The sequence below is a fragment of the Streptococcus cristatus AS 1.3089 genome (assembly GCF_000385925.1).
GTDB lineage: Bacteria > Bacillota > Bacilli > Lactobacillales > Streptococcaceae > Streptococcus > Streptococcus cristatus_B.
The window spans coordinates 1,596,268-1,617,700 of record NC_021175.1 but is presented as its reverse complement, the minus strand read 5'-3'; the positions used below and the strand labels follow the sequence as shown (position 1 = coordinate 1,617,700).

22 protein-coding genes and 1 tRNA gene are annotated in these 21,433 nt (G+C 36.6%); 9 read left to right on the top strand and 14 right to left on the bottom strand.

Annotation, left to right across the window (positions count from 1 at the left end):
• Positions 1-327: 327 nt before the first annotated feature.
• From rbfA to I872_RS07975, 8 genes are all read left to right on the top strand, one after another.
• Positions 328-678: a 30S ribosome-binding factor RbfA gene (gene rbfA, locus I872_RS08005; RefSeq protein WP_005590924.1), complete on the top strand. Its 351-nt coding sequence runs from the start codon at positions 328-330 to the stop codon at positions 676-678.
• 131 nt (positions 679-809) lie between these two features.
• Positions 810-895 (top strand) — tRNA-Leu (locus I872_RS08000).
• 181 nt (positions 896-1,076) lie between these two features.
• A complete protein-coding gene (locus I872_RS07995; protein ID WP_015605603.1) occupies positions 1,077-1,958 on the top strand; it encodes a class II fructose-bisphosphate aldolase in 882 nt (293 codons plus the stop codon).
• A 170-nt stretch (positions 1,959-2,128) separates the two neighbouring features.
• Positions 2,129-2,803: a hypothetical protein gene (locus I872_RS07990; protein ID WP_015605602.1), complete on the top strand. Its 675-nt coding sequence runs from the start codon at positions 2,129-2,131 to the stop codon at positions 2,801-2,803.
• A gap of 1 nt (position 2,804) precedes the next feature.
• Positions 2,805-4,226 (top strand): AAA family ATPase, encoded by a 1,422-nt coding sequence (locus tag I872_RS07985; RefSeq protein ID WP_015605601.1) that lies wholly within the window; start codon positions 2,805-2,807, stop codon positions 4,224-4,226.
• Between the two features lie 5 nt (positions 4,227-4,231).
• A complete protein-coding gene (locus I872_RS12325; protein ID WP_015605600.1) occupies positions 4,232-4,393 on the top strand; it encodes a hypothetical protein in 162 nt (53 codons plus the stop codon).
• Positions 4,377-5,309, top strand: a complete 933-nt coding sequence (locus I872_RS07980) for an HNH endonuclease (protein ID WP_015605599.1) — start codon at positions 4,377-4,379, stop codon at positions 5,307-5,309. Before I872_RS12325 ends, I872_RS07980 begins: the two co-directional genes overlap by 17 nt.
• A gap of 792 nt (positions 5,310-6,101) precedes the next feature.
• Positions 6,102-6,866, top strand: coding sequence for a class I SAM-dependent methyltransferase (locus I872_RS07975; protein WP_015605598.1), 765 nt, complete (start codon positions 6,102-6,104; stop codon positions 6,864-6,866).
• 552 nt (positions 6,867-7,418) lie between these two features.
• Here I872_RS07975 and I872_RS07965 read toward each other — a convergent pair.
• The 4 genes from I872_RS07965 to I872_RS07950 all read right to left on the bottom strand — a co-directional run bounded on the left by I872_RS07965 (position 7,419) and on the right by I872_RS07950 (position 10,031).
• Positions 7,419-8,636, bottom strand: coding sequence for a tyrosine-type recombinase/integrase (locus I872_RS07965; RefSeq protein ID WP_001291561.1), 1,218 nt, complete (start codon positions 8,634-8,636; stop codon positions 7,419-7,421).
• Positions 8,637-8,717: 81 nt separating this feature from the next.
• Positions 8,718-8,921 carry an excisionase gene (locus I872_RS07960; RefSeq protein ID WP_000814511.1) on the bottom strand — a complete coding sequence of 68 codons (204 nt, stop codon included), beginning with the start codon at positions 8,919-8,921 and terminating at the stop codon, positions 8,718-8,720.
• A 460-nt stretch (positions 8,922-9,381) separates the two neighbouring features.
• Positions 9,382-9,612, bottom strand: a complete 231-nt coding sequence (locus I872_RS07955) for a helix-turn-helix domain-containing protein (RefSeq protein WP_000857133.1) — start codon at positions 9,610-9,612, stop codon at positions 9,382-9,384.
• Positions 9,609-10,031: a sigma-70 family RNA polymerase sigma factor gene (locus I872_RS07950; protein WP_000804885.1), complete on the bottom strand. Its 423-nt coding sequence runs from the start codon at positions 10,029-10,031 to the stop codon at positions 9,609-9,611. The genes I872_RS07955 and I872_RS07950 overlap by 4 nt, the downstream gene beginning before the upstream one ends.
• A gap of 503 nt (positions 10,032-10,534) precedes the next feature.
• Here I872_RS07950 and I872_RS07945 point away from each other — a divergent pair.
• Positions 10,535-10,888, top strand: a complete 354-nt coding sequence (locus I872_RS07945) for a helix-turn-helix transcriptional regulator (RefSeq protein WP_001227347.1) — start codon at positions 10,535-10,537, stop codon at positions 10,886-10,888.
• A 59-nt stretch (positions 10,889-10,947) separates the two neighbouring features.
• Here I872_RS07945 and I872_RS11065 read toward each other — a convergent pair whose 3' ends face one another.
• The 10 genes from I872_RS11065 to I872_RS07900 all read right to left on the bottom strand — a co-directional run bounded on the left by I872_RS11065 (position 10,948) and on the right by I872_RS07900 (position 21,388).
• Positions 10,948-11,115, bottom strand: a complete 168-nt coding sequence (locus I872_RS11065) for a cysteine-rich KTR domain-containing protein (protein ID WP_000336323.1) — start codon at positions 11,113-11,115, stop codon at positions 10,948-10,950.
• 118 nt (positions 11,116-11,233) lie between these two features.
• A complete protein-coding gene (gene tet(M) / locus I872_RS07935; protein ID WP_002414694.1) occupies positions 11,234-13,153 on the bottom strand; it encodes a tetracycline resistance ribosomal protection protein Tet(M) in 1,920 nt (639 codons plus the stop codon).
• Positions 13,140-13,235, bottom strand: coding sequence for a hypothetical protein (locus tag I872_RS12540; RefSeq protein WP_473965410.1), 96 nt, complete (start codon positions 13,233-13,235; stop codon positions 13,140-13,142). The genes tet(M) and I872_RS12540 overlap by 14 nt, the downstream gene beginning before the upstream one ends.
• 295 nt (positions 13,236-13,530) lie before the next feature.
• On the bottom strand, positions 13,531-14,466 hold the full coding sequence (locus I872_RS07930) for a conjugal transfer protein (protein ID WP_001224320.1): 936 nt from the start codon (positions 14,464-14,466) through the stop codon (positions 13,531-13,533).
• Entirely contained in the window at positions 14,463-15,464 is a 1,002-nt protein-coding gene (locus I872_RS07925; RefSeq protein WP_000769868.1) for a bifunctional lytic transglycosylase/C40 family peptidase, read from the bottom strand. Before I872_RS07925 ends, I872_RS07930 begins: the two co-directional genes overlap by 4 nt.
• Positions 15,461-17,638, bottom strand: coding sequence for a CD3337/EF1877 family mobilome membrane protein (locus I872_RS07920; protein ID WP_000804748.1), 2,178 nt, complete (start codon positions 17,636-17,638; stop codon positions 15,461-15,463). Before I872_RS07920 ends, I872_RS07925 begins: the two co-directional genes overlap by 4 nt.
• A 2-nt stretch (positions 17,639-17,640) precedes the next feature.
• Positions 17,641-20,088 (bottom strand): conjugal transfer ATPase TcpF, encoded by a 2,448-nt coding sequence (tcpF, locus tag I872_RS07915; RefSeq protein WP_000331160.1) that lies wholly within the window; start codon positions 20,086-20,088, stop codon positions 17,641-17,643.
• Positions 20,072-20,464, bottom strand: coding sequence for a conjugal transfer protein (locus I872_RS07910; RefSeq protein ID WP_000723888.1), 393 nt, complete (start codon positions 20,462-20,464; stop codon positions 20,072-20,074). The genes tcpF and I872_RS07910 overlap by 17 nt, the downstream gene beginning before the upstream one ends.
• 88 nt (positions 20,465-20,552) lie before the next feature.
• Complete coding sequence (locus tag I872_RS07905) at positions 20,553-21,050, bottom strand: antirestriction protein ArdA (RefSeq protein WP_000342539.1); 498 nt, start codon at positions 21,048-21,050, stop codon at positions 20,553-20,555.
• Between the two features lie 116 nt (positions 21,051-21,166).
• The gene (locus I872_RS07900; RefSeq protein ID WP_001009056.1) at positions 21,167-21,388 is read right to left on the bottom strand and encodes a hypothetical protein; all 222 of its coding nucleotides are present in this window, start codon (positions 21,386-21,388) and stop codon (positions 21,167-21,169) included.
• Between the last annotated feature and the right edge of the window lie 45 nt (positions 21,389-21,433).

Below are 21,433 nucleotides of genomic sequence, written 5' to 3'. Positions count from 1 at the left end.
AGAAATCCGTCGAAAACTCCCAGTGAAAAGCATATTGGATGGAAGTTGATACTTTTATCCCAAGCACCTTTTCTCAAAGAGTTTAGAGCGAATTTCATTCAACTAAAATTAAAAATATGAGAGTGGGACAGAAATCGGTAATTCGTTAGAATTCGATTTCGTCGTCCCACCTCCGCACAGTTGAGTAGGGCTGTAAAAGCTGATGAAATCAGCGTAATAGAGCCCACTCAACCACTGCGTCTTGCTCGATAATCCAAAGACAATTGAGAGGCTAGGACTTTTGTCCCAGCCTCATATTGCAGAAGAAAAAATTAGAAAGGAAATCCTATGGCAAATCATTTTCGTACCGACCGTGTAGGAATGGAAATCAAGCGTGAAGTCAATGAGATTTTGCAAAAGAAAGTCCGTGATCCACGTGTCCAAGGTGTGACTATTACTGACGTTCAAATGCTGGGCGATCTGTCTATGGCCAAGGTCTACTATAGCATCATGAGTGACTTGGCTTCAGATAATCAAAAGGCACAGCTGGGCTTAGAAAAGGCAACCGGCACCATTAAGCGTGAACTGGGCCGAAACCTCAAGATGTATAAGATTCCAGACTTGACCTTCGTCAAAGACGAGTCTATTGAGTACGGTAATAAGATTGATCAAATGTTACGCAATTTAGAAAAACATTAATGAAAATAGTGAGATAGGGCAGTGTTTACGAGTCCTATCTCATTTTTATTTTTGCAAATACTTTTTAAAAGTTTTGAAAAAAGGTGTTGACAAGTGGAGATTATCCTGTTATACTAGTAAAGTACTCAATCGCGGGGATGGCGGAATTGGCAGACGCGCAGGACTAAGGATCCTGTGACCGCTTTAGGTCGTGAGGGTTCAAGTCCCTCTCTCCGCATAGGATTAGCTGACTTCGGTCAGTTTTTTTGTTTTCTCAAAGAAGCTGAAGATGTCTGAATTCAAAAATTGCTTGGGAATTACTTAAAATTTCAGGAAAAACTAGCAATTTTAGTGAAAAAGTGATAAAATAAACAATGTAAGTGGTTCATTCCACAAAAATTAGAGGAGGCCTATTACAAATGGCAATCGTTTCAGCAGAAAAATTTGTCCAAGCAGCTCGTGACAATGGTTATGCAGTTGGTGGATTTAACACAAATAACCTTGAGTGGACTCAAGCTATCTTGCGCGCAGCAGAAGCTAAAAAAGCACCAGTTTTGATCCAAACTTCAATGGGTGCTGCCAAATATATGGGTGGTTACAAAGTTGCTCGCAACTTGATCGCTAACCTTGTTGAATCAATGGGTATCACTGTACCAGTAGCGATCCACCTTGACCATGGTCACTACGAAGATGCACTTGAGTGTATCGAAGTTGGTTATACTTCAATCATGTTTGACGGTTCACACCTTCCAGTTGAAGAAAACCTTAAATTGGCTAAAGACGTTGTTGAAAAAGCACACTCTAAAGGTATCTCAGTAGAAGCTGAAGTTGGTACTATCGGTGGTGAAGAAGACGGTATCATCGGTAAAGGTGAATTGGCTCCAATCGAAGACGCTAAAGCAATGGTTGCAACTGGTATTGACTTCTTGGCAGCTGGTATCGGTAACATCCACGGTCCTTACCCTGCAAACTGGGAAGGTCTTGACCTTGACCACTTGAAGAAATTGACAGAAGCTCTTCCAGGTTTCCCAATCGTATTGCACGGTGGTTCAGGTATTCCTGATGACCAAATCCAAGCAGCGATCAAACTTGGTGTTGCCAAAGTTAACGTTAACACTGAATGCCAAATCGCATTCGCTAACGCAACTCGTAAATTTGCTCGCGATTACGAAGCAAACGAAGCAGAATACGACAAGAAGAAACTCTTCGACCCACGTAAATTCTTGGCTGACGGTGTCAAAGCTATCCAAGCATCAGTTGAAGAACGTATCGACGTATTCGGTTCAGAAGGTAAAGCATAAGAAGCTTGTAAACGCTTGATATAATAGGTTTATCCAATTTGGATAAACCTTTTTCTTCGTTTTAGAACAAATATAAAATATTATGATATAATCACTATGCAAGCGATTTTATAAGAATTTGTAAAATGATTTATACAATTATAAAATTTCCAATTTTTTAGGAGTTAAAGATGACAGATCAGGATGTATTTGTAATGGCTGGGGGGACGGGTGTAATAATACCTTATCTTAATACAATAGAGAAGAAGGTTTCCAAATCTATTATTATATCTGCTTTAGAATCTGAAAATGGAGATTTGAATGATATAAAAGAAATTCTAGAATCCATAGAAGAATCCTTCTCTGTTTGGGGCTATAGTGAGAATGATAATAATTTAAAAATAAATCCACCTAAATCGGGAGATCTTATATTTATTACGAATAATAATGCTGCAATTTATTTAGCTACTGTTTTTAAGAAAATCGAAGCTAAAGAATTAGACTATATTTGGGCAGGTCGACAAAGTTGGAAGTATAAACTAATTCTTAAGAATGTAATTCGAATTTTTATCCCATATCCGTTAGATGTGGATATTGAAAAATGGTGTGGTGATCATCCTTTTGCCCCCAGTCTGTCAAGAATTCAAAATATTAATAAAATTTACAAAGATAGAGAAGAGGGCTTTAGACATATTATTGGTAGAAAAAATCAAACAGGGCCTATTCAAGGTGCGTTAACAGTAAAAATTCCTGATAATGATAAACAGAAACATGAAGAGGAAATGAAAGATATAGAAATAGTTCTCAGTAGATTAAATACTTATTGTAAGCTTACACACTTTGAATGTATAGTAAAGGAAATTTAAAATGAAAAATAATCGTAGTAGCTTTAAATATAGATTAAATTATTCTAATGAAATTGAATCTGTGCACTGTATAGTTGGTGAAAACGGTTCGGGAAAAACAATGTTGATAAATTCTTTATTAGAAAAGGATGAGGATTCAATTGCAAAATTCTATCAGGACACCAAGGATATATTAGCTTATTCTTTTGTTAAGTATTCAGCTTCCGTAGAGTTGAACAATATAAAAGTTATTCCTAGTGGTTCTATGGACATTTCAACCTCTGCATATTTAAATACGATGGATCTCGTAAACTTGAATCGTGAAGATTCGATCAAACAAGTAAAAGTAGTGATTGATTATTATAAAGAGGAAAATAGAAATACGAAATGGCAAAATTTAATTGAACTTTCGGATAAAAAAGTGTTTCTTAGATTAAATCAAATAGGTGAAGGGATACATTCATATGATAAATATTATTTAAAAGGTAATCCATTGAATAAAGAATGGGAAAACAAACTAAAAGAAATAATAGAATATGTAGATAAAGAAAAGAAAATAATAAAAGTATTATTGAGAAAATTCTTTGCAGTATTTAGCGATTATATTGTTTTCGACTTGAGTCGTGAACAAATCGTATCTTTAATTAATGAAATAGATCCTAAAACTATACAACCAACTGAAAGATTCTATGTGGATTTAAATAAGTTTTTAAATGGCAATACAAAATCAAAGATAGCTCATTTAAGGAATTTCTTTAGTGCTTTAAGTACTATTATTAGTAATGTTGGAAGAAACTTTGTCTTTACTAAGGATGATGATAGAAAGACGTTAGAAGATATTTTTAAAAGTTTAAATACCGAAGAATCGGATAATTTGATTTCACAAGAAACATTTTCTGTCCTTGAATTTGAATGGAATGGACTTAGTTCGGGTGAACTAGCATTACTTAATTTACTTGGACGTTTAAATAGTGTTACAAGTAATCTTAATAGTAGTAAAGTACTGGTATTGCTTGATGAAGTTGACCTAGGGCTGCATCCTGAGTGGCAAAGAAATTGGGTAAACAGTGTTTTACCTATTATCGGTAAAATTATGAAGAAAGGGAATGATGCAGTTCGGGTAATATTATCAACACATTCACCTATTATTCTCTCAGACTTTCTAGCAGAGGATGTAATATATTTACCAGAAGAGCCTAATAAAATATTAAAAACTTTTGGCCAGAATATTTATAGTTTATTTAAGAATTCATTTTTCTTAGAGGCTCCCAAAGGAGCTTTTTCACAACAAGTGATTGAAGACTTATTGAAAATATTTGGGAGTTGCTCAAATGAAGAAATGATTCAACGAAATAAAACATATAAACAGTTTATTAAGAGATACAGAATACATTTAAAAAAGATACACCGGCTCAGGATATTCGCAATTTTTTTGAAAAATTAGTAGATATGATTGGTGAAGATATTATTCGTAATCATTTGAAAATTCAGCTTGAAAGTATAAAATGGGGTAGAGAAGAACGTCAAATTTTAGAGTACCAAAGAAAGATCAAGATATATCAAGATAAAATAAAAGAACTTCAAGAAGGAAAAAATGATAAAAATAAATAGTTTTTATAGTCAACAGGAATTATATAGATATTATAATTTTGTTTTAAAAAAGAAACCATCAATTGTTAAAACTAATGGTAAGGGAACAGCTATGATATCTTTATTAAATCAACTTCCACAGAAAAAATCTCCCCAAATAAAGATAGGGAGCTTTTATGAATTACTTACTATGAATTTCTCAGATCTACAAAAATTTTGTGATTCTTTAGCTACAGACAAACCGAGATATAAAAATCTTTTAAAGCAAAGTAAAGAAGATTTGAGAATTTATAAAAGTTATTATTCTGAATTTTTTCATAAAATAGATGAAACTATTGGGATTAGAAATAATATGATTTTAGTCAAAAATCTTGATGTAACCGTATGTCCCTATTGTAATAGAAATTATATTAATTCTAGGCACGATAAATTAGGATGTGAGTTTGACCATTATTACAGCAAAGACAAGTTTCCTTTTTTCGCTTTGACACTTTCAAATTTAGTTCCCTCGTGCAGCACTTGTAATAGGATAAAACAGGCCAATGATTATGAATTTTGCCCTTTTGATCTTGAGGAGGATATAGAAGTTAAATTTGTAGTGTCTCCATCAAGTAAGGACAGCAAAATAAAGATTCTTTTTGGTGAGAAATCACAGGAAGATAATATTTTAAAATTAGAAGATGCGTATGAAATTCATAAAAAAGACGTTGCTGAAATGTTTATGAAAGAAGAAAAATATTGTAAAGAATATCGTGATTATTTAATTTCTCTTTTGGGAGATAAAGGTAATATAGTAAATGAATTTTCAGAAGAATTTTTCGATAGTATGATATTTGGAGAGATTGCCAATGATAGTTTTGACGACTATTTAAATCATTCACTATCAAAATTAAAAAAGGATACATATGATTATATAGTTGAGTTGAGAGAAAAGTGAAAAATTAACTTATTAAAGTTTTACATGTAAAATAGGAGGATATGGTTGATGCTCTTTGGATCTAAATACATAGAGTTCTTCTCAAACCAGATCATATGATTTGTGGCAAATTCAACTTAAGATTTTGCCCCTATTTTGCCACACTTTTTAAGAACTAAAGGGAATAATGAAGCATCTTTCTAATACAGTGTGGGTAGAAGAATACCTGAATATAGCCCTTTTTAGTGTATGAGGAAGCATAGTAACTAAATGGTTTATGTTCAGAAGGTAAAGCATAAGAAGCTTGTAAATGCTTGATATAATAGGGTTTATCCAATTTGGATAAACCTTTTTTCTTTGTTTTGCCACAAATTTGCCACACTTATTCAGTTAACGAATCTAATACAGGAATAATGAGATCTTTTGTTTTTTTGTGTAAGGTACAAATAGATATCTGTGACTCGACTTCCTCGTGTGTGCCCAACACGATCTTGAATTGATTCGAGTGGGATTCCTTGACCAGCTAAAAAGCTGATATGTGTGTGACGAAAAATGTGAGTTGAACTTTCCTATAACTTTGAGTGTTTTTACCATTATCTTCATAATTTGCGTCTGGAGCTCCACCAAGAGTAGCACGTGTGCGAGAAACAATCTTTGGTTCGATATTTAATATAGGAAAATAAATTTAAAATACTAATTAAGAAAATATTGAAATAATAGTAATTGGACATATGGTATAATAAAATGAAATCAAGTAATGGCAACACATCCAACTTAAATTGAAATAATATAAAATTACGAGGAGATTATAAGATGAACAATTATATAAAATTAAATCAAGATAGATGGAATAATGTCAAAAATGACTATACTGAGCCATTGACACATGAAGAATTAGAAGAAGTTAGAAATCATCCAATTTCTGTTGCATTAACTGTTGGGAAAAAAGTTCCAAAAGAATGGTTTGAAAAAGCAAACGGAAAAAAGATATTAGGGTTAGCTTGTGGTGGCGGACAGCAGGGACCCGTTTTTGCTGCAAAAGGTTATGATGTCACCATCATGGATTTTTCTACATCACAATTACAAAGAGATGAGATGGTTGCTAAAAGAGAAGGCTTAAAAATCAACACAGTTCAAGGCGATATGACAAAACCATTTCCATTTGAAAATGAAACGTTTGATATTATTTTTAATCCGGTTTCAAATGTATATATAGAAGATTTAGAAAACATGTATAAAGAAGCCTCTCGAGTATTGAAAAAGGGTGGATTGTTAATGGTCGGGTTTATGAACCCTTGGATATACATGTATGATGCTGACATTGTATGGGACAAACCCGATGAGGAATTACTTTTAAAGTTTTCAATACCTTTTAATTCAAAAGAGCTTGAAGCGGAAGGCAAAATAACCATAAATCCAGAATATGGATATGAATTTAGCCATACCTTAGAAAGTCAGATTAGAGGACAACTTAAAAATGGTCTCGCTATGATAGATTTTTATGAATCATGTGATAAAAGAAATAGATTATCACGTTATGGAAACGACTATATAGCTACACTTTGCATTAAACTATAATGTGAAGGACCTACTTCAGGAGAATAGCCCGTTTCATTTTCTGTAAGGGTTAAAATCTAATGTTTAAAGATGCACTATTCTCATATTTAATTATTGAAATATTAGAAAAGAAAAGTGATAAAACAAACTTTATAATAAATCTAGAGTCACGGATACCATTAGAAAGTGAAATTTTTAATAGTTGTAAGGGAGATTTTTTTATTAAATTTGGAATCCCTATAAATCAAAAGGATTCTGATTGCGGGATGAAGGCCATACGTATGATTATATAGTTAAGTTAAGAAATCCTTAGTATTTGTGTTTACCTAATCTCATAATTTTGAAATTTAACTTTATAAAAATCTTCTGTCTCAATCAAATTTATTCAATTTTTGAAATAAACAAAGTATAAATTTCTAATTATCTTTTTATATTTTCTTAAATGCTCGTAAAGCCTTATTCTATGTGCTTTCGAGTATTTTTACTGTAGGAAGATACTTCACGTTTCTTTGCATATTTCCTCATGTCTTAGCTGTCAGAAGTGGTAAATAAGTAGTAAATTCATTTGTACTACTAAGCAACAAGACGCTCCTGTTGCTTCTCTTTATTCAAGCGTTTCATTTCTGCCATTGCAGAATCGAATGTTGCATGTGCGTAATAGTTCAGCGTCATGGCTATATTAGCATGTCCCATAATGTACTGTAATGCCTTTGGATTCATTCCTGCATTTGCATAGTTGGTACAGAATGTATGTCGCAAACTATGTGGAGTGATGTGTGGCAATTTATCCTCGTTATACTTATTGTATTTCTTAACAAGACCTTTCATCATGCCGTTGTAATCACTTGCCACTTTTGGATAGTTCTTTCTATTAAGAAAGAGGAAATCACTATATCCATCAATCTCAACACGCTTATCATTCTTTCGATTCGCTAACACTCGCTTAAATGCTTGATAGGCTTCTTCAACCATAGGAACTTGACGTTCGCCACTTTTGGTCTTTGGTGTTTCAATGTAGTACCCAATTTCAGTATCTCTCAATAGCTGATGGTCTATATTGACAAGACGATTCTCAAAATCTAAATCTGGAAGTGTCAAACCACCAAACTCTGAAATACGAAGACCTGTTTTTAAGAGTATCAGAATTTCATCATAATTTTTGCTGTAGGTTTTATCAGCTTTTGCAAAGGCTAACAGTTTTTCTTCCTGTTCTTCTGTTAGTACGGTCTTAGGGACAGTATCATCATCAAGAACTGCTTTCAGTTGAAAGTCAAATGGATTCTTCCGAACACAATCATCTTGTATAGCAATATAGAATGAAGCCTTTAAAGAACGTTTGTAGTTATTGATGGTTTGATAAGCATAACCATTTTCACTCATTCTAATAGCCCATTCTTTAGCGTCTGATGGCTTAATACTGTCAATACTTCTTACACCTAACTTGTCTTTCTTCAAAATATCCATAAGATATTTGCGTCCAGTTTCAGTGTTTTTTCTAACCTTTGGTCTTTGAGCGTTCTGTTTTGCGTAAAGCTGGCAGAGTGTCATTTTCTTTCCTACAACATCAATACCATCATGAATGTCTTTCTGTAACTCTGCGATTTTCTCTCTAAGTGAGATACAATCACGCTTTCCTGCTGGTACTCGGTCTGTAGCCACAAGTTTCCACGAGTAAACAAATTGCGGTTCTCCAAATGAATCTATATATTTGTATAAGTATCTTCCGTCTTTTCGTTGGCTCTCTCCAGTCTTTAAGATTCGACCTTTATTGTCACGTCTTTTTTCTGACATGGCATTTGCTCCTTTCCTTTATGGAAAGAGCCTTGATACGACTTAATACTATTTTATCATATACAAGACCCTTTGGCGACGCTAGATTGCGTCCAATGTATCTATAATTTTTTCAAATTGTTTTCGTTTAATCTGAATACGATTGCCATTCATAATCAGCCAATTTGCATTTTTATTTTCCTCTGCCAAGCGTCGTAGCTTGTTTTCGCCAATACGAAAATATTTTGACGCTTCTTCAATGGTTAGGGTATAACGTTCCCAAATAGGAATGTCAGTCTGCTTCATAAAATCCTCCTTTCCAAATCACTTATTTGGATTTCATAAAAGTTGTTTTACCAGCAATCGAACAGCTTTAGCAAAGCTCACGGGAGTTCCACCCCTGCATGGTTCTCATGTAGCCATACTCATTGCCTGCGACGGTTTTATCACGCTCGGACTATTGACTGTATGGGAGTATCATTATCACGATAAGAATGTCGTTGCAGGCAATCCTGCTAAAGATTGCTTCTCGGATCACTAACATGAATCGCTCGCTATCTTTATAAGATAGGTCATGGCGGTTAGTTCCGTTGGCTCTTTTCTTATCGAAACGTATTCGATTACTTTTATTCAGTTTTCAAAGAACAATGGCTCGTTAGCCTATCAAAACACATTGAAAGCTCAATATGCTTTGGTGGAATAACAAACCTCCCTGTTCGGGAAGCGTGGAATGGTTTAGCACGCTTCCACGAAAGGAGAGAGGATATTACTTAATTTCAAATGACAAAATCTTTGTAATCAGTCTGGTTTCCATTCTTCCACGTAAGACTTCATCAACGACCATACTTTGATTGCCATATTCATCTTTCATAAGTCGTAGGGAACGCTTCGTTATGTACCCTCTGTAATGATGTAGAATCTGGTTAATCGCTTCGGTATCGCCATCTGTTGCCTTTACAATGAGAGGAAAGGGAATCATAGGATATTGTGTTTTCATTCTTCAAATTCCTCCATAAACTTTTTAATTAAGGCTAGTCCACTGGTTCTATGCCGATAGACAGTAGAACGGTTCAATTTCAACAGGTCTGCAATTTCTGAATCGCTCATGTCCATAAAGTAAAACAGCAGTAGAATTTCACGTTTCTTGTCTGGCAACTCACGTAATGCTTCACTCAACAAATCATTTTCAACGCCTACTGATAACCCATTGAGTGTAAAAATCTGAAAGTCAGTTGAATAGTTATCTGTTGTCGCAAACTGGCTAACAAGATAATCGCCAACATCCGAAAAGGACACCTCACGCTTTGCAATCCTTGAAAGATAAAGCATATAATTCTTTCGCTCGTCTTCCATAGCACGTTTACAGATATAGTCAAACTGATTTTCTATTGTGGTCTGAAAAGAAGATGGTTTCATGTTTCTCACCCCCTTTCTGTCTAGGAAAGGAAGTGAGCCTTGCTCGTTTATCTCCTTTCACTCTTAGTCCCAATGTGAAAGGGGGATTTGTTGCATTACTGATAAATAAACTTTGTAAAAAAGTTCTGAATAGCCAAAAAAGCATATAAACAGATTTATTTCTCTGTTTACATGCTTCTGTTATTCTATCTATATGATTTATAAAACCACATTGGTGGACGTACTTATCTATTGCAGATAGACGACTTTTTTTGACAAGAACCCAATGTAAGGAAATTTATTGTATATGATGTACTTCATGGCGACGTTGACCTCCAACAAACCGCCATTTGGAAGTAATATACAATATTTTAACAGCGTAAATAGCACTACCATATAACGGTTTTTTTATTGGCGTTTAGTAGTGCTTTTTATTAAATATAAACCTATAAACCATATAACACGTTTTTCTATACCTGTTTTTAATTCAGTAGGAACAATAAAATGTATAGAGGTGGTCTACTATGCGTAAAAAAGAAGATAAATATGATTTTAGAGCCTTTGGTTTAGCCATTAAAGAAGCTCGATTGAAACGAGGTTTAACTCGTGAACAAGTGGGAGCATTGATTGAAATTGACCCACGGTACTTAACTAATATTGAAAATAAAGGGCAACACCCCAGCATACAAGTTCTTTATGACCTTGTATCGTTACTTCATGTTTCCGTTGATGAATTTTTCTTACCTGCTAATAACTTGGTAAAAAGCACCCGACGATTACAGATAGAGAAATACATGGATAGCTTTACAGACAAAGAACTATCCTTAATGGAATCTTTAGCCAGCGGTATCAACGAAGCAAGAAACATCGAAGACTAATTAAAAGAATCCATACATAACGGAAAGAGCCGATAAAATGAGATTGTATTAATCTCATTTTATCGGCTCTGCGTCTTTGCGTCTGGCTCTGTAATCACAGTTACTTTGAACTGCTTTATTTCAATTAAATTTTCTTGTCTGCATTTCGGACAATAGAGGGGGAATTTTTTTAATTCAGTATCTTCCCTTATCTTTAATCGTGTTTTATTTCCACATACAGGACACAATATCCACTTGTAGTTTATAATAACTATCTCCTCCTTTACACTTTAATTCAAATCTTTATTAAAAAATATTTCATCTTATTTAACAAGAAACCATATTTATATAACAACATAAAATACACTAAGTTATTTTATTGAACATATATCGTACTTTATCTATCCGACTATTTGGACGACGGGGCTGGCAAACAGGTTCACCGGTAGTAACATGGTACCCTTTTAACTCTGTTAAACAAACACTACGTCCATTTGTAAAGAAAGTTAAATCACTACGATATTCTTGAATACACCGAGCAGGGATTTCTCCACTAAGAATGACCTCATTATTTTTCAATTGAGTGTCTACGATGTTCGCACAATATTTAGGAGCATCGTTGTATGCTCGTGAAAGATATTCCTGTGGCGCATAAATTTTAAAACTAAGATATGGCTCTAACAATTCTGTTCCAGCTTTTTTTAAGACTTGTTCCAATACAATAGGAGCAAGCATCCGAAAATCTGCTGGGGTACTAACAGGGCTATAGTATAAGCCATACTTAAAACAGATTTTACAGTCCGTCACATTCCAACCATACAATCCTTGTTCACAGCCATAGCGTATCCCCTCCATAACTGCATTTTGAAACGATTGATTTAAGTATCCAAGAGAAACCGAGCTCTCATACTGTACTCCGCTCCCTAATGGAAGCGGTGCTACAGATAGACCAATGGAAGCCCAGAAAGGATTCGGTGGAACTTCGATGTGAATGGTATACTCTGCTTTTTTTAACGGTCTTTCCATATAAATGACTGTAGGCTCTTTTATTTCTATCTCCACATGATACTTTTCTTGCAGCAGAGCACAAGTCACTTCCATTTGTACTTTCCCTAAGAAAGAAAGTATGATTTCATGTGTCGCAGAATCCACATAATATCGCAGAAGCGGGTCACTGTCGGAGATTTCTAAAAGTGCATCAAGTAACATTTCCCTTTGTTGAGGTTTGCTCGGTTCAACAGTCGTTTGCAGCAGAGGGAGGGGATTTTCAATTCTCTCTCTCTGTGGCAATAGCTTTGTATCTCCAAGAACACTATTTAACTTCAAAAACTCATTCTGCAAAATAACAATTTCCCCGGAATAAGCCTTATCGATTTTACATAATTCACCATTTATTGAAGTATACATTTCTGTAATTTTTATTTTTTCCTTTTCCGATATTCTAACCGAATCTCGCAAATGCAGTACGCCACTATAAAGACGTATATATGCAAGACGCTGTCTTTTTTCCGAATACTCAATTTTGAAAACTTTTCCGCAAAGTTCAGACTGACCTCGATGTGTTGATGAATAAAATTTATTCGTAATCACTTCTATAAGGTTATCAATCCCTATATTGTTTTTTGCACTTCCGTGATAAACAGGGAACAGGGAACAATTATGAAATCTTATGCTTTCCTCTTGTTCGAGTTCTAATGCTTCCAATAATTTCCCAGACGTATATTTCTCCAAAAGGTAATCATTTCCTTCTATTACCATATCCCATTGTTCAGATTCGGTAAAGTTCATTACACGCATATTAGGATGCAGTTCTACCTTCTGTTTGATTACAATTTCCGCAGAAAGTTTCTCTTTAATATCCTGATAAACCGTTGATAAATCAATTCCATTTTGGTCAATCTTATTGATAAAAAAGATTGTGGGAATACCTATTTTCCTAAGTGCATGAAACAATATACGAGTTTGTGCTTGTACGCCATCTTTTGCAGAAATCAGTAGAATTGCCCCATCTAATACTGATAATGAACGATATACTTCTGCTAAAAAATCCATATGTCCTGGCGTGTCTATGATGTTTATCTTAGTATTTTTCCACTGAAAAGAGGTTATCGCCGTCTGAATTGTAATTCCTCTCTGACGTTCTAAAAGCGTATTATCCGTTTTCGTTGTACCTCTGTCCACGCTTCCTAATTCTGTAATCGCTCCACTGTTATATAATAAGCTTTCTGTTAAGGTAGTTTTTCCCGCATCAACATGAGCTAAAACTCCAATATTAATAATTTTCATGTGATTTTCCTCCATTCAAAAGCCCAAAAGGGCATAAAAATCTCCAGTGATGAATACTCTTATCACTGGGATTTTTATGCATAACCATAGGCATACAAAGCATACAGATATTCTCCGGATACTTTAGAATCACATGATAAAGGTATTCTTAAACTGGGTACAAAAAACTAAGCCCTCCTAAAAAAGGACATCCAATTATTTGTTCCCACTATCAAATTGACAGTTTATTTAAGAATACCTTGCCGCATATTTATTAACTCCTTTTAAATAGATACTTAAATAATAGCACGTAAGAGCATATTTGTAAAGGAATCTCCAATTTTTTATCAAAGAGAGTACGTGATTACAAAATAGCTGTAATAATGTACCAATATTTGTTATTCTATAATCTTCCAATTACTCCCGTTCTTTTCAAGTACCAAATCAAATTGAGATACCTGCGTTGCTTTGGTCTGCTGGTCGATATACTCCACTGTCAGCGATACCGTGACTTGATTATCCTTACGATTGTGAATAGGATTTACCAGTTCTTGAAAGATGTACTCTTTTCCGATTGGTTTTAATATCCCGTCATTCACATAGTAGGAAAGTTCACTGGCTGTCGCTGTAGGATAGAGCTTGAAGAACGTCGTTAAAAACTCATTGATTTCATTGGTTGTAATGGAATCAACCGTCCCCTCACTTTCAATGGCTTTTGGTTTATAACTTGATTTCTTAGGTATGTTGGTAATGGTCGGATTCTTAACCAGTACCATATTTCCAGAACCATCTACATAGACACTCACTATATAAGCAGAGTGGACGGTCTTTGTATTTTCTCCCTCTGTAATGAGCTGGTCTACACTGTAGGTTACATTAAACTCATTGTCGCCAGTTGGCTCTACCGTCCATATCTGAAATCCTCTTACAGAAGACGATACAGGAATATCTTTGCGTACTGTATCAACATTGAGAGCTTGAAGTTCATCTGTCAGATAGCCTTTTAGACTTTCCATTCGATTATCAATGGACTTATCGGATTGCTCCCATGAATAGTAGACTTTCGCAAAGTTCTCTACAAAATTTTCTACATGATGAGTATCAACGTATTCCTTTTCTATGATAGTTGTTTCGTGAATAGTATGAGTATCTATAGCTGTAAAGTGCTTGAATATCGCAAAGCTGAAACTAAGCCCTAAAAGTACCCACAAGGCAATCACAACCTTTTTATGAGGATTGACCTTATAGTAGACACGAGGTTTCTTTTCCTTTGGTATCTGTTTTTCTTTATTCTGATTTTTTCTAAATTTCATCATTAAATCTTCCTTTCTCATTGTTTGATTCGTCCTGCTCCCACTAAATGCTGTTGCCAGTAGGGGCTTGTTAAGTCGGCATAACCGATTGGGTCGCCTGCATGAAACATACGGTTATTGCCAAGGTATATCCCAACATGAGTAATATAAGAGCCAGCGTTATAGGTAGAATGAAAGAAAACCAAATCGCCAGCTTGTGCTTCCGATAGTGGGATATGCTGGGTCACATCATATTGCTGTTGTGCGGTTCGTGGTAAGTTAATTCCAGCTTTTCCATACGTCCATTGTGTCAGTCCGCTACAATCAAAAGAAGTAGTCGGGGAAGCTCCACCGTAAACGTATCGCCAGCCCTCATATTTCAGTGCTTCGTCCATGATGGCTTGTACCGTATCATCATCAAACTCTGTTGTGACAAGATACTGCGTTACCAGTTGCACATAAAACATATTGCCATAGTTGTATCGCCAGCCCCCATTGATAGGTATGGCTATGGGATTGGGGTAAGACACTTTTTCGCCACCTGAATACTCTTTTGAGAAACTTTGAGCCAGTTCAAAGGTATATTTATTTCCACGATTAGCCACATACCCTAAGAAACCACCACCATAATTGTAGGACTGGATAACCGATTCTAAATCTACACTGAGCCTTTCGCTACTGGCTAATAATTCACTGAAATACTTCACACCTTGCTTAATGGATTCTTCTGTACTCAATGAATTAGGTGGAAGACCGAGGGATTCCGAGGACTGCATAACATCTTCCGCAGTACCGCCCGATTCCACCTGTATAATCGCAAGAAGTATGTTGACATATTCTTCAACGCCATATTCTTTGGCATATTTTTCTACCATAGGCTTATGAGCCAGCACTTCTGCGGAAACATTCACACCTCCATAATGAATATTGGAAATTCCGCTGTCCTGTTCATCTGAAAATAAAATGGCAACAAACAGAAGCAGTGAGAAGACCATCAAGAATAATCCAGAACCACCAATCACTAAAGTTTTCAACTTCATGGTTTCTTACCGACTTTCTTAATGGTGGCGGTTTTGATTGGTGGTCTACTTCTTGTATTTTGTAGTGGTACTCTTTGAACAGTAGACGGACGTTCTTTTGTGATTGGACGTTGTGAAGTTCTATCTGCTGTAGTGGTTGAAGTTGCTGGCTTTTGAACGGTTTTTTCTTGAACGGTATTGCCTTGGCGTTCCACTTTTGGACTTGAAAAATCGGACTTAACTGCTGGACGCTCTTGTTTGGCTTGTTGAGATTCCTTATATGAAGTCTGAATATTAGACTGTTTTGAGGTCTGTTCATCATGATATTGTTCTTGTCTTGTAGTCGGTCTTTCATGAACAGAAGAAGCAGGCTGTTTTTTCTGTTTGACCTGTTCCATTTCAGAGCGACGCTTCGCAATGGTTTTTCGCCTTTGTTCCTGCTGTTCCTTGCGTCCACTGGCTCTGTCCGCTTTGGTTTGAGAAATACTACTGGTTAAATCACGGACATTCTCTTTTACTTTGGATTTTCCTTGATATACTGCATATCTTGCATTGGTCGGCAAATCTTTAACCTGTTCTTTCAAACCACTAGCAGTGTCTACCATTCTGTCTTTGGTATCAGCTACTGTACCGATGGTTTGACCGATACGTTTTCCAAGTGTTGATTTTTCCTTTCCGTCTGGTCGGGAGTGATCTGCTTGTGTCCTTGCAGAACTCCCCGAACCCGACTGTCCTTTTTTACCTGTAACAATGGCAGACCCAGCCCCTAGAGTAGTCATGGAACGTCCAAGTTTCCGCTGTAGACGGTGCATGTGAGCGTGCATAAGCATACGAGGTTTTCTCATCACACGACTTCCCACACTTTGAGAATCGTTACTCTGTAGAGAAAACATACTCATTAAATCGCCCAGCTTGAAGTAGATTCCTGCAAAGGTCACAATCTGTAGAAAAGCAATCAAAAAGAACGGATAACCAGCCGATAAGGTATAGAGCATGGTTGAAATACTAAATGCTGTCGTAATAATCAATGTGATTCCAGCTCGTGTCAAAATGGTATTAAAGAGCTTTGTTATGGCTCGTTTTGACATACCATCAAATGATGGAATCATGCTTAAAATAAAGCTCACAGGCAGAAACATAGCATAGATGATAAAAAGTACCTGCGAGAAAATCATGATTCCTGTTAATAGGAATACAAATATGGAAATCCCAATATTGAAGACAAATAGGAAGAAGACTGTACCTAAACGGTTAATGGTCTTTGTAATGGTTAGATTGGTATTGCTTCTGTCTTCAATTTCTTCCGCAACAATTTTTTCTCTGTCTTCGCCATTGTTGGAATCTGGGCTGGTGGAGAGCAGGCTTTCCACACGGTCAATACCGATACTTTCAATGTCTGAACTGTTGTATTGAAGCAGTAGCCACGGTTGCTGAACCTGTATGGAAAACAGGCTATCTCTGATTAAGTCCACGCTGTCCTTGCCTTGACTATCGGAATGGGGCATGACAATCTTCGTGCCAAGTGATAAACTGGCATTACTGATGTCTGATGAAAAGTCATTGATTTTTTTAATGTAGTCGGGAGCGTAGGCAATAAAGGAAGCCGATAGGATAAACACCAGCACAAAATTCATAATGGCATGAATTGCCTTTGTGGTTTCTCTCTTTATCAGTCCCGTATAGGCAACATAAACCCCAAGAACCAAAATCAAGAGTAAGAGGAATCCAACATAGAAACCCTCTGTTGAAAATCCGTTTGCACTCACACCAGCTAAGGTCTGCATATTCTTACCAATGGAATCTGCTGTAGCGGAAATGAAGTCTAAGGAATAGGCTTCCTGTACTAAGTAACCTGTCGCATTGGAAACATACAAACTGATTGTCCAAATAAAATTGGTAATGGCATATAGTCCATACATGACCTGTTTTCCAATCCCGTCCGACCAGTTCCACGGAAGCCAGCCCCAGCTATTATCCACATAAAAATCCAGTTGATAGTTTTCAAGTGGGTATCGGCTGTATTCATTTGCCACATTGACCGTATCATCTACCAAGCCCGCAGCTTGAACCACCGTTCCCAGCATGGCTAAAAGAAAAATGGCAATCACAAGTGTGAAAGCCACTGTCATTGCCACTTTACCTAGACGTTTCAGCGTCCAGTTTGATTTTATTCTGTTTACTATTGATGGTTTCACATTTACACCTCTTTTCGCACAGGTGGTCTGGTATCAAAGGCATGGAGCAGTTCTTCAAATACAGGGTGGAACTGTATCACACCGACACGACCATATAAATCACTGATAAGGCATTGCCCGTTTTCCAAATCACGCAATCGCTTCTGATTGTTTTCGTCCTCTGGGTCTACACCAAAAAAGGCTAAGGTCTTTTTAATCTCGTTAAGGTCAGTGGAACGAAATGCAAATTTTAAGCCGAGGTTATTTTTCAGTTTTTCATCTAAGAGGTCGTCTGTATTTTGGGTCACGAAATATACCCCAGCGTTCATAGCACGACCAGCCCGAACCAGCTTCATAGATAGTGTTTTTCCTTGTGCTACCTGTAAAAAGCTCCATGCTTCGTCTAAATCTACAATCTTGAAAATGCTTCGGTCTGTATGGATAAAGTCTAAAGCAAAGGTACTAATGACAATCAGCATAGCAACGGATAAAAGCTCCATAGTGGTATATTCCTCAAAGGAAGTTTCCTTGTCGGGAAGTACCAAGTCCGCAACCTGTATAATGTTCAGTTGTTTTTCTAAGCTGATAGACTGCTCCACATAACCATTACTGAATAATAAATGTGCAAAGTCATAGTCTGTAAAACTTTCGATATGGTCGGCTATACTGGTACTTAGTGGCGTATTCTCAACCCGTAATTCCTCAATCACTTTCATCAACCCTCGTACTTCACTATTGGTTACTGCACGAATGGCTTTTCTAAGGATTGGGAAGCGTTCCCCATCACGAGAGGAAATCCCCGTAAGGAATGTCAGAATATCAATAGCCAGTGATTCAGAATCTTTGGGATTTTTCATAATCACATAAGGGTCAAGTAAGCCTTTGTTTTTCTCATCAGAAGTCAGAGTGACGATATTGATTTCATGGGAAATCTCTGGCAAGGTTTCTTTCCATCTGCCACGTTCTGCTTTTGGGTCTACAATCACTGCTTGTGCCCCATAAAGCACCGCATAATAGACGATAAGGTTATTCGCAAAGGATTTACCACCACCCAGCGAACCAACAAAAGCCGACGCTAACGCATTGGTTACTGAACCCTTAACCCCTTGACTGGCAAGAGCAGGTTTCAGATAGACATTGCGTCCAGTATCTAAGCTGTAGCCAACATAAATCCCCTCATTTTCCCCCAGCATTTGAGTAGCACCAAAACCTAAACCAGCGAGGAAATCAGAGGTCACGTATTGAATATAATCATTCATATAACGCTTGCTGGCAGGTAAAAATTCTTCATGTAAGCCGAGCATATCCCCAAATGGTCGTACCAGTTTTACGCTTAAATCGTCATAAAAATCTTTCACTTCATTACAACGACGTTTGAGTTCGTCAAGATCATTTGCTGATACCCTTACCACATAAGACAGCTTGTACATAGATTCCTTGCTTTGGTCTAAATTGGTTTCCAGCTCATTCACACTTTCCAGAGCTTCCGCCACATTGGAGCTGGTTTCATTATCACTTTGCCAAGCGTGGTTATCCAAGTCTTTCAGTTCTTTCTTTTTATTGCGGACAGTAGATAGGGCTTTACGATTCGCTACAATTTCCACATTCATTGACGTATCAATCGGGAATGTAAATTGCTGTTGCTGGTAGTAGAAGATTTCAGAGGACGGGAAGTCCAGTTCTCCGACAATGCTGTTAATGGTAAAGTAAGCTACATAGACGGTTTCATCTTCCTGCTGGATTTTCAAATATCGCTGTTTTTCTTCCACCAAACAGCGAGTAGGCTTAATCAAGTCATAGTATTTAATCAGCGTTTCATTATCCAGCTTTTTCTTTGATAGATGGTACTCATACTCTTCATAGGCAGTGCCTGTCTGTCCGTAAAGGTGTTCAATCAGATAGCCGAAGTCGTCCTTATCTAACCTGCGGATTTTGAAACGACGAGAGATTTTATTTTCTAAGAGCTTTTCCATCTTCTGAAAACGCAGGATTTCATCATTACTCATACTAACAAAATCGCCCATCAGCTTATGGTTCACATCATAGACAAAATCAGACAAAGCATTTTTTGCTTCAACGGTAAGACTTTTCATAGAAAACTCCTGATCGTTGAGAAGCAACTTAAAGCCGATAAAGAAACGGTAGTTCACTTGATTTTCGCCAATCATGGATATTAAAGCGTCTGTCTGTTGGTCGATTTTGTCATAGGCAACCGCTTTGAGCTTGCCAGTGACTTCATTTTTGGAACGCTCTTGTGCAGAACGTATGCTGGATTCTGTACTGATTTGTAAAGCATGAATTTTGCCATCACGATTTTGTGCGATAAGCTGTCTGAAAGAATCATGCACTTGTATTTTCTGTTCTGGACTTAGAAATGAGTAATTGTAAGGAACAAGCTCATAGTAAGCATAACATTCCCCGTCTTTATTCCAGACGAGATTGTTTTCAATGTATTTAATTGGATATGCCATAAAATTCACTCCTAACTGCTGTAATGGCTTCTTGTGGCTGGTTTCTGCCAAGCGTTACTTTTTTTCCTGCATAGGTCAGCTTTGGTCGCAGTGCATAAGCAATGACAGACTTCAAAAATCCATAAGGCTTTTTACCATCAAAAGTTTTTGTAGACATAAACCATGTGAAAGCCACAGGAATCCCAAAGTATTTGAGAAATGCTCCCTCTATCATGGAAAGAGGGGGCAAGTTGCCAAGTATCATCACTGCAAAGAGTGACACGACAAACCATGTCATTTGCGTAAAGGTTATGGGAAACGGAAGTCTAAAATCATTGATAGAATACAGTACCTTTTCCACAGACCAGATACTGGTATAGCTTCGTATTTTCTTCATGTAATCAATCCTTTCATAAAAAATAGGGGTAGCTGATTGAGCCACCCCGTAAAATAGAAAATCTGCCAGTAGTAATGTACCGACAGATTTAATAGACGATTTCAAAAATCCCATGATTGGTTGAGATAAACGTTCCTGAAAGGTCTAAATCCCGACCATAGGCTTGATAATCAATATAGTTTTGAAGACTAGCTGGTACTTCGCCTAAAGCACCCGTTTCTTCAATGTAGTAGCGTGCCACGTCATACATATCATCACAATCGGAATGAATGATAATATCCTCTTGATGTTCGCTTAGTTCTTCAATGCTTGAAAAATGAGTGAGCAGAGCAGATAGCTCCGATTGTAATTCTTCGGGTAATTCCGATACCATTTCCCATAGTCGATTGAGTTCGCCAATGGAAGTGTATTCGTCAACCGTAAAGGGTAACTCGTAGTCATGAATGGCGTATTCCTCATATTCATCATTCAAGCCGATTTTCTCTTTGACTTCCTCAAAGTCAATGGGAAAGGTAAACCACGCACCGACCAATTCGCCCTCATTGTATTTGCCTAAATTCGCAATATAGACTTGCATATCGTCCATATATTCACGTCCTTTCTTTGTAGAGATTCAAAAATCCCTACCGCACTTCGTTTGGTGTACCATTCCTTTGCGGAACATAAGAAAACCACTTATATTCCACAAAAGAACGGTTTTATTTAAGCACCAATAATGCGATTGAATAGCTCTAGTAAAATGTCTTTTACTCCAGCAGCGTTGAAGACTAAGCCAACCGCAATAATCGCAATAATTAAAAAGCCAATCAGTTTGCTAAACTCACGCTTGAAGCCAAGATACAAGCCAATCACAACGATTGCTAAAAGCACCAGTGATTGAGCGTTTGATAGAAACCAGTTATAAAGGTTTTGTCCAAAATTCATAAAAATGTTCTCCTCTCTATATTCAATGAATTTGTATTTGAGTTA